The 16298-nt window shown below is 44.7% G+C and carries 10 protein-coding genes; all 10 read right to left on the bottom strand.

Going from position 1 to position 16298, the window contains the following annotated elements:
* Positions 1–106 precede the first annotated feature (106 nt).
* Complete coding sequence (locus OIT45_RS09980) at positions 107–2368, bottom strand: SGNH/GDSL hydrolase family protein (RefSeq protein WP_199404252.1); 2262 nt, start codon at positions 2366–2368, stop codon at positions 107–109.
* Between the two features lie 151 nt (positions 2369–2519).
* A complete protein-coding gene (locus OIT45_RS09975) occupies positions 2520–4253 on the bottom strand; it encodes a hypothetical protein (RefSeq protein WP_199404253.1) in 1734 nt (577 codons plus the stop codon).
* A gap of 129 nt (positions 4254–4382) precedes the next feature.
* Positions 4383–6320 carry an SGNH/GDSL hydrolase family protein gene (locus tag OIT45_RS09970; protein WP_199404254.1) on the bottom strand — a complete coding sequence of 646 codons (1938 nt, stop codon included), beginning with the start codon at positions 6318–6320 and terminating at the stop codon, positions 4383–4385.
* Between the two features lie 176 nt (positions 6321–6496).
* A complete protein-coding gene (locus tag OIT45_RS09965) occupies positions 6497–7957 on the bottom strand; it encodes a flippase (RefSeq protein WP_199404255.1) in 1461 nt (486 codons plus the stop codon).
* Between the two features lie 86 nt (positions 7958–8043).
* A complete protein-coding gene (locus OIT45_RS09960) occupies positions 8044–9948 on the bottom strand; it encodes an NlpC/P60 family protein (protein ID WP_199404256.1) in 1905 nt (634 codons plus the stop codon).
* Between the two features lie 88 nt (positions 9949–10036).
* The gene (locus tag OIT45_RS09955) at positions 10037–11068 is read right to left on the bottom strand and encodes an acyltransferase (protein WP_199404257.1); all 1032 of its coding nucleotides are present in this window, start codon (positions 11066–11068) and stop codon (positions 10037–10039) included.
* 7 nt (positions 11069–11075) lie between these two features.
* A complete protein-coding gene (locus OIT45_RS09950) occupies positions 11076–11975 on the bottom strand; it encodes a glycosyltransferase family 2 protein (protein WP_199404258.1) in 900 nt (299 codons plus the stop codon).
* Between the two features lie 156 nt (positions 11976–12131).
* A complete protein-coding gene (locus OIT45_RS09945) occupies positions 12132–13922 on the bottom strand; it encodes a hypothetical protein (RefSeq protein ID WP_199404259.1) in 1791 nt (596 codons plus the stop codon).
* A 1-nt stretch (position 13923) separates the two neighbouring features.
* Positions 13924–14859, bottom strand: coding sequence for a glycosyltransferase family 2 protein (locus tag OIT45_RS09940; RefSeq protein WP_199404260.1), 936 nt, complete (start codon positions 14857–14859; stop codon positions 13924–13926).
* A 128-nt stretch (positions 14860–14987) separates the two neighbouring features.
* Positions 14988–16166, bottom strand: a complete 1179-nt coding sequence (gene glf, locus OIT45_RS09935; protein ID WP_003610750.1) for a UDP-galactopyranose mutase — start codon at positions 16164–16166, stop codon at positions 14988–14990.
* Between the last annotated feature and the right edge of the window lie 132 nt (positions 16167–16298).

Raw genomic sequence — 16298 nt, 5'->3', positions numbered from 1 at the left:
AATAACAGTCCGTTAGTGATTATGTCGCAATTTGTTATCAATCATTTCTTTTTCGTAACAAAAAAGCAGTAACTCTGCAAAAGTTACTGCTTAATCAATCTATTTATTATCGCAAGTAATACGTTCCGTCATTTCCGAAGAAGTAACGTTGGCCATCAATTGTTTGCCATCCTTGTACCGCACGACCAGTTTCGTCTGTGTAGTACTTGTAACCCCAAGCTTGACGCCATCCTTGGTTTTGACGAACACCGTCAACGAACCAGTAGTACGTGCCCATGTAGAAGCGGAATCCTGTGTACAATTGGCCGTTCTCATACCAGCGGTAACCACCGTTGTATTGTGAGCCGTCGTACAAGTAACCACTCTTAGCGCTTGATGTGTTGCTGCTGTAATCGCTTAGATCACCAGTAAACTTTGAACCATCAGCGTTGCGCAAGTAGTAGGTACCATCATTTCCGAAGTAGTAGCGTTGACCGTTAATCGTTTGCCATCCTTGAAGGGCACGACCAGTTTGGTCTGTGTAGTACTTGTAACCCCAAGCGCTACGCCATCCCTCATTTTGGCGAACACCGTCTACAAACCAGTAGTATGTGCCTGTGTAGAAACGGAAGCCAGTGTAAAGGTCACCATCTTCGTACCAGCGGTAACCACCATTGTACTTTGAGCCGTCGTACAAGTAACCGCTCGCTGTACCGCGGAGGTTAAACGTACCATTCGTACCAAAGTTGTAGGCAACACCGTCAATGATGTAGGCATCCCCTTGAACTGATCGACCGTCAGCGCCAACGTAGTAGGTGTTACCCCACTCCTTAACCCACTTATTTTCTTGACGAACACCGTTAATGAAGTAGTAGTAAGCGCCGTAGTACATACGGAATCCCGTGTACAATTCACCGTTTTCTAGCCAGCGCCAGCCAGCAGTTGTGTTGAGATAACCTGATGCGCCACCACGTAGGTAGAAGGTATTGTCGTTACCAAAGTCGTAAGCGACCCCGTTAATCTTGTAATCCTTACCTTGAACAGAACGTCCATCGGCACCAACATAGTACTTCTTGCCCCATTGTGAGACCCATTGATTTTCTTGGCGAACACCATTTACAAAGTAGTAGTAGGCGCCATAGTAGCTACGGAACCCAGTGTATGGTTGACCGTTCTCAATCCAGTTCCAGCTACCATCACCCATTTGTAGGTAACCTGACTTATCGCTGTAACGCTTGTAGTACGTGTTGTTGTTACCGTAGTAGTTGGCTTGGCCATTAACAATGACATAGTTTTGTTGCAAGCGTCCATCGTTACCAACATAGTAAGTCTTACCATCTTGCGTAACTTCACCCGCTTGCTTAACCAAGTTGTGCGTTTGTGGATCAAACCAGTAAGCGACACCGTTAATCTTGGTTAGTCCTGACGCCAGTGTCAACTTACCATCGGCACCCTTCGTCACGTATTGGGCATCCCCATTATCAAAGTATTGCCAACCTTCATGACTCGCATCATAGCTTGCCGTTGTTTCGTGCTCAGAACCGTCTGTCAAAACGTGCGCGTTCTCTTCCAAGAATTGCGCAACAATCGCTGACATCTTTTGGTACGTTTCAGCAGTTGGGTGAACCGTCTTGTCCCCCAACGCTGCTGGTGAACGGTCAATCTTATAGTTGTCCCAGTTCAAGACTGGAATCCCAAAACCAGTGTAAACGTCAGTCAACGCCTTAACCAAGTCATTGTAGCTGTAGCCACCACTGTGCTTTGTATCAAAACCACCGTTTAGATAGTCAGCAAATGGCAAGACACCATAAATCACAATGTTTGGGTTAGCTGCACGCAAAGCGCGAATGTTGTCTACCAAACGTTGTTGCACGAAACCAAGGTTGTTGGCACTGTAATTAAGATCATTAACACCAAGCTCGATAATCGCAACTGGGTTTGTTTCGTTCTTAAAGTTTGGGTCCGCCGTCACTTCTGAGACAGTGCGTGTGAAGTGAATTGGATCATTTGATTGTGTCGTTCCTGATATTTGTGAACCTGAGTGTGCGTGGTTGTTGTACAACGTCTTGAAGTCCATGTTCTTGTGCAAATTAACTGACCAAGAATCAACCACCGTGCTACCGTTATAACCGACTGAAAGTGAATCACCCAGTGTCCACAAGTTGCGGTCAGCAAACGCTTGCTTGGTATCTGATGTGTCCTTTTCAGGTGCCTTTTTGTCAGCATTTGCTACCGTTGGCTTAACTCCTTCAAGTGCTTGCGTTGTTGCCAAGCTCTCTTGCGCCGGTACCACCGTATCCGCAGAGACGCTACCACTCATTAACGTCATCACTGAGCTTGCACCCAATACAACTCCTGCAACCAAAAGTTGCTTACCTACTTTTCCCATCTCATAATGGCCTCCCCTTTTTCTTACTTTTAGACTACCAAATAGAACCCATTCGTCAAGCTCCTTGCAATAGTAAGTATTTTTCGTTACCAAATCATAATAAAACGCGTGTCAGCCCCGTTATATGGGCAAACACGCGTTTTATTTGTCTTTATTTTTTAACTTTTCGTGAAATGATTATTGCAATAATCACCACTGGCCAAGCTAATGAAATGACACTCATAATTACGAGCCAGATTGGCGTCTGTTGTGAAATCTTGACCGTGTGCGTCTGACCTTGCAATGCCTTGGCATTAATTGCCCATTGTCCAGCGACGATACGGGCTGGTACTATCTTTTCATCAACCTTAATCACCAACGGCAATTTGTTGTATCCCAAAACTGGCAACTTAACTTGCCCCTTATCAGACACCGCTGGAACCGTTAAGCTCATCGTTTGTGGCGTTATGTTAACCTTGGTTGGCTTAACAACCGCCCCTGATGTGAATTGTAGCTCATGTGCCAGCAAGCGCAAGCCATTTTGATCATTACCGATAAATGACAAGTTATCTGCCTGATTTGTCAAAGCTGCTTTTGGCATATAGTCTGAATAGTTCATCATTAACCAGAAACGATCATCACGGGTATTTTGATCAGTCACGGCGAACGTTTCCGGTACACCATAACCATCACTAACACCGGTCCCAAATTGGGCAATTTGCGTTGTTGTCAACTCTGGTAACTTCTTCGTGGCGCTCGCAAAATTATCAACCGCCTTCGCCCCATTAAACACCGCCAACGCTGTCAAAGCAAGAATAATCCCTGTTGATATTTTATCTTCACTTTCGTTCATAAAGACAATCACTTCAAGCAAGGCCAACGATGGCAAAAGCAAACGCGCTGGCATTTGAATAACGGCAATCGGCGTATTTTGCAAAATGTCCCATGGGAAAATATTTGTTGACATCAGGAGCATCCCCACACCGACGACAACCAGAACATAGGCTAACTTATCTTGGTAGAAACGACGGAACAAGAATAGCAACAATAACAACGGCACTAACATCAATCCTGATTCAAAACCCGGTTGCTTTAACACGAAGTCAGAAATGTTGTACGTACGTTGCGCCAAGATAGAACTGGCCGGTGACTTCAAGATGTTCGACATTTGTAGATACACAATCGGACCAAGCACCGCCAAAGCCCCCGGCACTAACAATACTGCATAGCGCAGACCAGCCATAAACACATGGCGGCGTTGTGGTGAAATAAGCAGCACCACAGCGAATGCGATAATCATAATAAGGTGCACAATCAAGAACGTCATCAAGTGTGCATATGCCATACCAACACCACCAACCGCCATCATCAGGACTGGCGACCAGCTAAAGTCTTGTTTCGCTAACACACGGTACAATCCGAAGAATGCAAATGGGATAAACATCGTCCCAGCAGCCGTTGAGAAAGAACCACTAGTTAGCATTTCCAACGCCACGTGCACTTGGAAAGTGTACAACAACGCAAATAACAAGGCTGGCAACTTCTTTAGTCCGGCCCACTTAGCGGCAACAAACGCCAAGACACTTGTCGCAAATGTCATCAGCGCTAATATCCATTGCAATTGTGACAAGATGCCACTCACACTTGCCGTCAATGCTGCAAATATCCCCAACACCTGCCAAGGGTAAAATATATTCACGGCAATTCCGATACCACCAAAGCTATTAAAGTTCTGTGGAAATAATCCTTGCCCATTAAACCAGTAATCCAACTGGTGCACGCGGGCTAGGTGGTAAAACATATCCACGTTCAACCACATCAACGGATCAAACATCGGCTTCACTACCATCCCAACAACCACGGCTAGAACCACGCCGATGACGACATACGATATCGTTTTTTTCATTTTATCTCAACCATCCTCATAAGCCCTACTCAAATATAATCAGTACTTCTATCATATCGTGATTGTATAGTAAATGTCTAATCAAAAAAGGAGCGATGAGAACCACTCATCACCCCTTTAAAATTTTTATTAACGCAGGAAGTAAGTCCCGTCTTCACCAAAGTAGTAACGTGTACCGTCGATTGTTTGCCAACCTTGTACTGCGCGTCCTTCCTTGTCAGTCCAGTACTTGTATCCCCAGGCGGTGCGCCAACCTTGGTTTTGACGGACCCCATCAACAAACCAGTAGTACGTGCCCATGTAGTAACGGAAGCCGGTAAACAGCTTACCATCTTCGTACCAACGGTAACCACCGTTCTTCTTTGAGCCATCGTACACATAACCAGATGTACGACCGCGCTTGTGGAACGTGCCGTTATTACCAAAGTCGTACGCAACGCCGTTGATCATGTAAGCGTGTCCTTGTACTGAGCGGCCATCCCCACCAACGTAATATGTGTTACCCCATTCTGAGACCCACTTGTTCTCCTGGCGGACACCCTTGTTGAAGTAGTAGAAGGCACCCATGTAGTTGCGGAAGCCCGTGTAGAGCTTACCATTCTCATACCAGCGCCAACCGCTTGGGCTGTTTAAGTAACCAGATGCCGCACCACGAAGGTGGAACGTACCATTTGTACCAAAGTCGTATGGTACGCCATCAATGAAGACTGCTGATCCTTGGACTGACCGACCGTCAGCGCCAACATAGTACTTGTTACCCCATTCTGAGACCCACTTGTTCTCTTGACGAACACCGTTAATAAAGAAGTAGTAAGCCCCCATGTAACTACGGAAGCCGGTGTACAATTGACCCTTTTCGAACCAGTACCAACCACCATTCAACGGTTGCAAGTAACCTGTTTGGTCATTTTGACGCTTGTAGTACGTCCCGTTGTTACCGTAGTAATTGACTTGGCCGTTAACCATAATCAAACCTTGAATCAACTTACCATCAGTACCCGTGTAGTAGCTCTTGCCGGCATTTGAAACTTCACCCGCACGCGTAGCCATCGCCCCTGACTTAGGGTCAAACCAGTAATAGGTACCAGCAATCTTTTGTGCACCAGCTGCAAGTTGCGTCACACCATTTGAACCCTTACCAAGTCCATATTGTGTTTCGCCCTTGTCGTTCCATTGCCAACCATTTGAGTAGAAATACTTACCTGTATCCTTCTCCGTTCCCGGCGTCAAAACGTTCGCGTGTTTGTCCATGAAATCAGCAACGATTTCTGACATGTGCGCGTATGTTTCACCAGTTGGGTGCACCGTCTTGTCACCCAAGGCATTAGGTGAACGATCAATATCATAATCTACCCAATCCAAAACCGGAATCTTGAAGCTTGCATAAACTTCCGTCAACGCATCTGTTAGTTGGTTAAAACTGTAGCCACCACCGTGAATCGTGTTGAAGTCGCCACCCAAATAATTGGCGAATGGCAAAATACCGTAAATAACCACGTTTGGGTTGGCTTGACGCAACGTGCGAATGCTTTGCGACAAACGTTCCTGCACATACTTCAAATTGTTTGAGCTGTAGTTCAAATCATTGACACCCAACTCAATCATGACCACCGGCTGTGAATCTGATGTGAAAGCAGCATTGCCAATCACATCGGAAACCGTCTTTGAAAAGTGAATTGGCTCACCAGATGGCTTTGGACCGGCAATTTGAGAACCAGAATGTGCATGTTCGTTATGCAACGTCTGATACTTCATGTTATAGTGCAAGTTTTCTGACCAAGAATCAGAATCGCCAGCACCGTTATACCCAACAGCAAGTGAGTCTCCCAAGGCCCACAAGTTATGGTTAGCAAATTTCGTCTTTGTATCTGATGTATCCGTAATTACTGGTGCCACCCCAGCTGAAGGGGTTACAGTTGCAATCCCCTCAATCGACTGGGTGGTTGCTAGTGATTCCGTTGTGTGCAAAATCGTGTCAGCTGACACTGGTTGGTGTGTCGTCATGAACGCACCACCAGCACTCAATACCAAAACAGCCATCAGTAGCTGTTTGCGTGTATCTCCCATGACTAGAAAATACCTCCCTAAAAATTCGATATGTATCAGAATACGGGGCGGTTTTAACCAATTTTCTATCAATATGTGAATATTCTTAGTTGCTTACAAAACGAAAATGAACTGAAAAGGCATGTTAGCAAAACGCTAACATGCCTGAAACATAATCTATTTATATGACGTTGCTGTTACGCGCGGTGAAGCTTCCCCTTCACGAAATCAATAATGATACCAGCGAAGTTCGTCTTCAACACCACGATTAAGACTGCATAGATAATACCACCGATGGCAATTTCAATCATTGACCACAAGGCCGTTGCTGGCATCGCCAATTGAATCGGCCATACGACGATGAACATGGCTGCACCGGCAATGAAATACTTCCAGACACCACCAAATAATTGGTGCATGTCCAAATCTTTACGTACAACCCAAATTTGGTAAACCGTTACGATTAACTCTGACAAAGCCGTCGCATAGGCTGCACCATACAAGCCCCACAACGGAATGAACCCGAAGTTCAGCACAATATTAACAACCGCACCCAATGTTACAGACACCGTGTAATCACGTACGCGGTTAACCGGCATCAAATATTGTGTGCCAATCACATTGCTCCATGCAATGAACAAGATGATTGGTGACAAGAATGCAATCGTCACACCAGTTGGCGCAAACGGTTGACCCAAGAACCACAAAATCAACTTTTGTGACACAGCGGCCATACCGAACATCAAGGGCACCGCCAAAGCCGTCACAAAATCCATTGAACTGTAGATTGCCTTGTTAACACCCTTATGATCACCATTCGCAAATTGGTTCGCGACACGCGGCAACATCACCGTCCCCATCGCCGTAACCAAAGCCAATGACACCTTAACAATCTTATCAGCATTGTCATAGAAACCTGACAAGTCAGCTGAACCGTGAGCCAACATTGGTAACATCGTCTTGTTCAGTTGCAAATAAATTTGTGTGGCAATCGTTGGAATGAACATCGCCACCGTTGGTCCCAAGTGGCGCATGATTTGCATGTCAGACCACTTTGGTATCTTTACCTTACCAGGCAAGTAGAACCACATTGTGATGTTTCCAATCACTTGCGTTAATGCCAACAGCAAGATGTACTTGTTAACGTCGTGGCTTGACTTAACCAAAACGAAAATCAAAATCACCATGGCAATTTTAACCAAAGAATTACGGACAACCGTCTTCTTAAAGTCTTCAAGTCCCATGAAGTACCATGAAATATCCAAGATACCTGAGACAATCACCCATCCTTGTAGAATCAATTGTGGATAATACTTATGGAATTCGTTAGTCATCACTTGTGACATGCCAAAGATGAACACGAAGTAAATGATTAATGCAATGACTCCGACAATGATATGTAGGATTTGGATTTCCCAGAAACGCTTGTCTCGTTCAGCGACATCATCACGAACATACGCAATTTCACGTTGACCGTACAGGGTAATTCCCAGCGTTGCTAGCAACAAGAAGTACGTCACAACGGAATTTGTCCAAGCTTGGATACCAACACCTTGCGTACCCAAAACGTGCGCTAGGTAGGTCATCGTAAGCAACGGCGCAATCACCGTCAACAACTGATACCCTACGTTGTACAAATAATTTTTAACAATTTGCATGTTATTCACCTAATTTACATAATTAAAAACACTTCTTCCAGTTTAGCACGGAAGAAGTGTTTTGAGTATGCTATTCCAATACCCGCCTAGCCTTGCACACGGCGTGTTGCCCATGTGTCAGCGATTGACGCCCATGAATAACGTGCATCATGTTGGTTAACGATATCATTCAAGTGTGACACGCCAACCCCACCAGTTGGTGAGTTTGGCGAATCATGCAAGAAGTAGCCGCCACCAAGGTATAGACCCACGTGGCCCAAACTACCGAAGAAAATCAAGTCACCACGACGCAAGTTACCCCAGTTAACGCCACGGCCACGGTTTACTTGTGAGTAAGTCGTTGTGTAACCAACCGGTTCCAACGTTAACCCTGCGTTGGCATATGACCAGTGCACGAATGATGAGCAATCGAACTCGCGACGCGCAATTGACCAGTCGTTACGCCCGCCACCCCAAACATATGGCGAGTGACCAACCAACGTTGAACCAATGTTGATGGCGTTATCTATTGTCCAGTCGACTGTCACGTGTCCTGAACCATTTGCCCAGTAACGGTTACCGTTTTCATAAACGTGTTGGTTAACTGCCTTGGTGAACGTGCCACCGTGGAAGTAGTACAACTGACCGTACCAGTACTTGTATCCTGAAATCACACGTCCTGAGCCATCAAACATATACCAGTCGCCCCAACGCGCCAAGTCATATGAGTTCGTGTGCTTTGTATAGGTATTATGGTCGAAGTAGTAGTATGATCCAGCCCACTTCACCACGTCAGTCAAGATGCGACCGTCACCACCAAACATGTACCAGTCACCCCAGCGAGCCAAATCATATGAGTTTGTGTGCTTCTTAAACGTGCTGTGATCGAAGTAGTAATACGTACCGGCCCAGTGATAAACATCAGAAACAATCTTACCGTCTTCACCGAACATGTACCAGTTACCATCTTGGGCTTGCACGTAATTGTGCTTCACCATTTGCTTTGTGTTGAAGTCAAAGAAGTAGTACGTACCATCAATCTTTTGACGACCAACTTGCTTCACACCGTCCTTGAACAAGTACTTTGTCTTCGTGTTGTCAGCCATGTAACCGTTGGCTGCAACACCATTCACGTAGTATGTGTTGCCGTTATAGCCCGTCAAGACCACCCCGTTTTGGTAGAACTTACCATCAGAGTGCTTCCCTGTTAGCAAAACACCGTTCTTGTACACCTTGCCGTTCTTCGTACCGTTAAACTTAGCACCATTCACGTACAAGACACCATCCTTTGTGCCACTAAACTTCACACCGTTCACGTACAAGACGCCGTTCTTTGTGCCATTATACTTGGCACCGTTTTCGTACAAAACGCCATCCTTCGTACCATTGAACTTCACACCGTTCACGTACAAGATGCCATTCTTTGTGCCGTTGTACTTGGCACCGTTTTCGTATAGAACACCATTCTTTGTGCCACTAAACTTCACACCGTCAACGTAGAGTAATCCGTCCAGCGTACCGTTGAACAAGACACCATTCTTGTACATCTTCTTATCGACTGAAGAAATACCTGACAGCAACTTACCAGCCTCATACATCTTGCCATCTGCTTTGGCGATTCCCGTCAATACCTTGCCGTCTTGATAGTACAAACCGTCTTCCTTGTTCACACCATCAGCAATTTCTGGCGTTGAAGGCACTGTTGGATTCTCTGGTGTTGTTGGGTTTTCTGGTTCAGCCGGCGCCGTTGGCACAACTGGTTGCGTTGGCACTGACGTTGGCGTTTCCGCTTCATCATTTGGTGTCGTTGGGGCGACATCCTTTTCCTCTTCAACTGGTTGGCTTGGCACCTCCGGTGTTACCGGGTCTGTTGTCGGCTTGTTAACAAGTGTCGTTTCCGTTGAAACAGCTTGATCAGCTGATACGGATGCGCCACCAGCTAACCCAATCCCGGCAATCGCTACTGCGGCAGCAACCCAGTGCTTGCCGACCTTGTACATCTTTTTACGCATGTTCTACTCCCTGAAAATTAAAAAAATACTCGATACGTATCAGAATACGCACCGAGTATTAAAAATTATCAGTTAATATGTGAAAATTTTAAGGCATCAAGCGGTTAATCACTGGAATCTTTTGCAATGCCAACGTAATTACGATTGACAATACCCAGACAAACCACGGGAACACAATCATGTGCCACCATGATCCCGCTTGTAGGTGGTATGTGTTTTCCGCGATGTAAATAATAAACTCGTGGATAACATAGACACCGAGCGATGCACCCGACAGGCGCTTTAGCCAGGTCGCCATCTTTGGTGATGGTTCCCAATCTTCTAACGCATCGCGAACATATACCCAGATACCGAGTGGCAAAAAGAAGCCCCCAATACTGAAGATGCTGTAGACTGCGTTAATCGTCTTACCGGCTTGGTGTGACATATATACGGTCAACCCTAGCATAAACAAGAATGCTAGCACACTACCAAGTGCATACCACTTCTTTTGTGACTTTGCTGGTGGAAATTGTTGCAAATACCAACCGGCAAAGAAGAAGCCAATTCCCGTCGACATAATTAATGGCATATTTGAGAAGAAGGAATCAAGCGGCGTTGCACGCAACGAATGCGTGTAACCCACGATACCAACGCCCAAAACAAACCAAGCGATTACGTACAATACCGTCTTCTTATTCTCGCGCGTCGTAATCAATGACAAAAACGGCACTGCGAAGTAGAACGGAATAATAAAGTAAAAGAACCAGAACACTGCTTGAATTTGACCATGCATCAACAAATCAAAAAAGTTACGGATACCCCAATCATGATTCAAAAAATAGAAATGATTAAAGATATACCAGATCAAAGACCAAGCTAAGAAAGGTACCAAGACCTTCCCTAAACGCTTTTTAAAGAACGTCTTCGTGTCATATCGCTCTCGATAATTCAGCAAGTTAGCGCCTGAAATCATAAAGAAAATCGGTACGGCCCAAATGAATGCGATTTGAATAACAACCGCAACACCCCAGCGAAGTGTTGGCTCATAATTAAAAGCAAATTCAGATGTGTGCAGAAAAATCACGGCCATCGTAGCGATGATGTTCAGCACATCCATAAAATAATACCGACGCTTCATTGGCAGACTAGGCCTCCTTGGCGTTCGTTGCGTGTTCAACTACTGGGTTGAACTTACGACCATCCTTAACACCCTTTGCCAAAATCTTTAGCTTAGCTGAGCGGTCTTCAACACCAGGTGTAACAGCCAACTTAAGCCATTCCATCGTGATACGTGCATTTGACTTCATGTGGCCCACGAAATCACGCTTGCGACCATAGTAAACCTTGTTACGGTATGAGTAGTAGTAACGTGGCGTACGGTCCTTCGTGTCGTTCAAGATGTTTGATCCAACGTTTGTGGCCATCTTGTGTGTTACCTTAGCCTTTGGAATAAAGTAACCAGGGTAAACACGTCCAGCACGTTCTGTGTACTCAATGTCATCGCCCCAGATGAAGAAGTCCGTGATTGGCAAACCAATCTTGTCGACTACTTCACGGCTCATCAACAATGACACGAACGTTGCATTACGCAATTGTTCTGGTTCCGTGGCATCCTCGGGGATAACACGCAAACGGTTCATTGGTGCCGGTTGATTCATCAAAGCACGGTGACCATCAGTCCAGCGCACGTCTGATGACAAGAAACCAAACTTAGGGTTTGCAGCAGCGTATGCCGTTAACTCAGTCAACGTGTCAGCATGTGGCACAGTGTCATCATCCATCAACCAAACGTAATCATCAGTCGTGTTTTCCATGAAGTAACGGACACCGCGGTTGAATCCACCGGCTCCACCAAGATTTTCTTCCAAGCGGACATATTCAATTTGGTCACCCAAGCTCGTCAAGTATTCCTTCGTGTCTTCGTTTGACTTGTTATCAACGATGATGATGTGATCAACAGGTGTTTCGGAAGCTTGCAAAGCGCCAATAACTTCCTTCAACATTGGCAAACGATTATATGTAACGACGACAGCACTAACTGACATGTTAAGTTCCTCCTATTTGAATTACAGTGAATTCAAGCAATCTCTTCTTTTTGTTTTTCGTTCAATATCTTTTCAGGTAACGAGGACTAAAACTCGTTAAGGGTCTAAAAAACCACCGTGTTTAATAATACCATTAAACACGGTGGTAATTAAACCCTATAATGCTTTTGTTTTACGGACCTTAATTACCAGTAGATAAGTTAACAATCCTATCCAAAAGATCACCGTCACGACGTAAGTAGCAATGACGCTTTTTGGCGCCTTAAAAGTAATTACGGCCCTATTATTACCAGACTGTTGTCGAATAATCGGTGCACCTAGTTTAGTCACACGCGCCTTATCAGCAAGCGTCTTACCATTCACAACAATCTGAGACTCTGCATATTTGGCAACCGGCAAGATAACCGTGCTTGACTTATCGCCTCGCCATTCCAAGATAAGCTTTTGTCCGTCAACTTGTTTCGTTAAATTATGCAAAGCTTGGCTTGTCACATAAGTTTCTAGGTACTGGACTTCATAGCCATTTCCATGGAACCAATCATTCGCACTTAAGTTTTGTTGATTCTGCTCACTTATAGGCAGATAGTCTGGATAATTTTGTGCTGCATCAGCCACTAATAGTGATAGATCGCTCGTGTGTTCGTCATTAGCCAGCTTATCTAAGGTTAAATCTGGTGTCACAAACGCTGGTGTTGCGTATGGTTGCGTCACAAATAAATCCTTATCCTTGGCATTTCGTGCTGTCTGTGCAGCGTAACCATAAACGTTAAACACCATAAATAGTGAAACGACGACACCAACAAACCGAACAAGATCTACGTTCACCAAAGTAATACGTTGTGTCACACGTGCAATACCGAAAATTAACAGAACTGTTGCTGGCATCGCAAACCTCATTGGAAATTGGAATAACGAAATTGGGTTATGCGGATTACTTAAAATTGTCTGCCAGGGCAAGATTTGGAAAGACATTAACATCAAGCCAACTCCCGCAACCAGCGTCCATGTCGTTACAAAATCCGGTCCAGTTTTGTACATCAACTTTCGAAGTAGCAGCGCCAAACTAGACACAAAAATGATTGCCAGCACTACTGACATATTACGACTACCATCAACAGTCACGGCCAATGATGTGATGTCGCTACCGGCGTTTCCTTCAATAAATGGACGCAACAACTGATTGTGTGCAGACACGCTGAGCAACGGCCACCAAACATTAGCCGACCCAATTAGGGCGATAATAATTGATAGCACACCTTTTCTTAGAAATAGCCACTTCTTCGCTGTCTTTATAAAAGCTGGCACAGCATAAAATGCCAAAATCAACACCATGAACAAGGTTGACAACATATGGATTTGAATGCCAAGTGCGACCAAAACTCCTGTTGCAATTGGCTTAATACCGGGCGTTTCAGACTGCAGCATACGAATGCCAAGTGACATCGCAATCGGGAGAAGAATTACTCCCACACCCATAAACGCTTGATCATGCCACCAACTAAGTGCTGGCATCAATGTATAGATTAAGATAGCGCCAACAACGGACCAAAGTTTACTTACTGACGTTGCTTTCAACGAAAAATAACTAACCGTTAATGAGGCAAATGCAATCACGACATTCGTTACAAATTGCCACTTAAACCAATTACCAACAATCAGTAGCATCGCTCCCGCTAAGTAGGCAAATACGGGGCCGTAAGCCATATTAACGATTCGTCCTGTCTGACCGAACCCAAATATTGACATGAAGTACGACAAATCGCCATGCTTAATTTGCATCGCCGTTTCATACACACGGTGAATATGGAAAAAAGCATCAACGCCAAGAATCATACGATCATTTATATACAGTGGCCAGGTTAAAAAGATTGCAACAAATAAAAAAACGCCAATTATAAACAAATTAGCGTTTCGCTCATTACGCAAGATACTAAATCGTGTCTTCACGCTACTTCACCTGCTTTGCAACATAAATTGGACGCTTCTTAACTTCCAAGTAAATACTTGAGATGTAACGACCAACAATACCGAGGCTAAGAAGTTGTACCCCGCCCATACCAAGCATGATGACAATCATTGATGGCCAACCAAAAGCAGATGACCCTGGCACCATGAGTGTGCGGACAACTACAAAAATCGCACCAATCACAGCGATGATGAATGCAATCAAGCCAAGTACAGATACCAACATCAATGGGAATTGTGAGAACGCCACAATTCCTTCGATTGAGTACTTAACCAACTTCCAGAATGACCATGATGTGTTACCCGCAACACGTTCAGTGTTTTCAAAGGCAATGTACTTTTGGCGGAAACCAACCCACGTAAAGATACCCTTTGAAAAACGGTTGTACTCAGACATCGACATAATCGCATCCACCACTTGTCGGGACATGACACGATAATCACGCGCACCTTCAACAATGTGGTTATCAGAAATGTGATTAATCAATTTATAGAATAATTCACTAAAGAACGTTCGAATTGGTGGCTCACCATCACGAGTCTTGCGACGCGTACCAACCACGTCCCACTCTCCCGAAGCAACACCCTGTAGCATTTCAGGCAATAATGCTGGCGGATCTTGCAAATCCACGTCCATTACAGCCACGTAGTCACCTGTAGCATGTTCAAGCCCAGCATACAAACCAGCTTCTTTACCGAAATTACGTGAGAACGCCACGAAATGGACATTGTCATCGTTGTCTGCCAACTTTTGAATTTCAGCTACTGTGTTATCGTTTGATCCATCATCAATAAACCAGTATTCGAATGTGTAATCAGCCAGTTGCGTTTCACGAACTTCATTGACCGCTTTATAAAATAGCGGTACTGTTTCTTGTTCATTGAACACTGGCACAATAATTGATAATGTTTCTGACATTTTTATCCCCAACTAAATCTTTTCACGTTATTTCTAGTATACACAGTTTGCTATGTTGGTTTCAAGCTGATAACAAAAAACTGTTTCATCCCAGACGGAATGAAACAGTCAGTAATTATTAATTTAAATTAGTGTTCTTCGTCGTGAGCAAAGTTGAAGCTTGATGGAATCTTGAATTCCTTACGCACTTCGTTCAATGCTGCGTTGAAGACTTGGTCCATGTCAAAGTAACGGTATTGTCCCAAACGACCACCAAAGATGAATTGATCCTTGTGTTGGCGCGCTTCCTTAGCGTATTCCTTGTACAAGTTTGTGTTCTTCTCGTCGTTAACTGGGTAGTAAGCTTCCTTTGAACGATCCCAAGTTTGTGGGTATTCCTTCGTAATGATTGTCACACCATCGTCTGACAAACCATCGAAGTGCTTCCACTCCATAACACGCGTGTATGGTGTCTCAGCATCCGTGTAGTTGATAACTGAGTTACCTTGGTAGTTGTCTGATTCGATAACTTCGTGCTCGAAGCGCAATGAACGGTACTCCAACTCACCGAACTTGTAGTCGAAGAATTGGTCGATCATTCCCGTGTACAAGATGCGTGGGAATTCGGCAATGTACTCATCCTTGTGCTCGAAGAAGTCTGAGTTCAAACGAACGTCAATCAAATCGTTGTCCAACATCTTCTCAAAGATTTGCGTGTATCCACCAATTGGAATACCTTGGTAACGGTGGTTAAAGTAGTTGTTGTCGTAGATGAAACGAACTGGCAAACGCTTGATGATGAACGCTGGCAATTCAGTTGCCTTACGTCCCCATTGCTTTTCAGTGTAACCCTTGATCAACTTCTCGTAGATATCAGTACCGATCAATGAGATAGCTTGCTCTTCCAAGTTACGTGGCTCACGGTCACCCAAGTCAGCCAAAGCAGCGTTCTTTTGCTCTTCGATCTTAGCCTTAGCTTCTGCAGGAGTCTTAGTTCCCCACATCTCGTAGAACGTGTTCATGTTGAATGGCAAGTTGTACAACGTACCCTTGTAGTTTGCCACAACTTGGTTTTGGTATCCGTTAAACTCAGCGAATTGACGGATGTAGTCCCAAACTTCCTTGTTATCAGTGTGGAAGATGTGTGCACCGAAGTCGTGAACCGTAATTCCGTGCTCCGTGTGTGTGTACATGTTTCCAGCAATGTGTGGACGCTTTTCAATAATCAATGAGCGCTTACCACGCTTGGCCGCCTCGTAGGCAAAAATTGAACCAAAAGGTCCAGCACCGACGATTAGGTAGTCGTAGTTCTTATCATTCAAAGTCATTTTTGATGATTCCTTTCAGAATATAAATCTTCCTAATTACTTTACCATAAACTGCCCGTCAATGGGTTAAAAAGTTGGCTGTAGCGCACAAAACACCGCAGATTCGAAAAAATCTGCGGTGTTTCATTCGGT

Source organism: Weissella sp. LMG 11983, assembly GCF_025908495.1.
GTDB lineage: Bacteria > Bacillota > Bacilli > Lactobacillales > Lactobacillaceae > Weissella > Weissella fermenti.
Note: the sequence above shows the minus strand (reverse complement) of the source record. Positions and strands in the feature narration are given on the sequence as shown.

Coding starts and splice junctions, on each gene's coding strand:
- OIT45_RS09975 (WP_199404253.1), bottom strand. CDS start 4,253: ATGAAAAAAACGATATCGTATGTCGTCATCGGCGTGGTTCTAGCCGTG.
- OIT45_RS09960 (WP_199404256.1), bottom strand. CDS start 9,948: ATGCGTAAAAAGATGTACAAGGTCGGCAAGCACTGGGTTGCTGCCGCA.
- OIT45_RS09965 (WP_199404255.1), bottom strand. CDS start 7,957: ATGCAAATTGTTAAAAATTATTTGTACAACGTAGGGTATCAGTTGTTG.
- OIT45_RS09955 (WP_199404257.1), bottom strand. CDS start 11,068: ATGAAGCGTCGGTATTATTTTATGGATGTGCTGAACATCATCGCTACG.
- OIT45_RS09940 (WP_199404260.1), bottom strand. CDS start 14,859: ATGTCAGAAACATTATCAATTATTGTGCCAGTGTTCAATGAACAAGAA.
- OIT45_RS09980 (WP_199404252.1), bottom strand. CDS start 2,368: ATGGGAAAAGTAGGTAAGCAACTTTTGGTTGCAGGAGTTGTATTGGGT.
- OIT45_RS09970 (WP_199404254.1), bottom strand. CDS start 6,320: ATGGGAGATACACGCAAACAGCTACTGATGGCTGTTTTGGTATTGAGT.
- OIT45_RS09950 (WP_199404258.1), bottom strand. CDS start 11,975: ATGTCAGTTAGTGCTGTCGTCGTTACATATAATCGTTTGCCAATGTTG.
- glf (WP_003610750.1), bottom strand. CDS start 16,166: ATGACTTTGAATGATAAGAACTACGACTACCTAATCGTCGGTGCTGGA.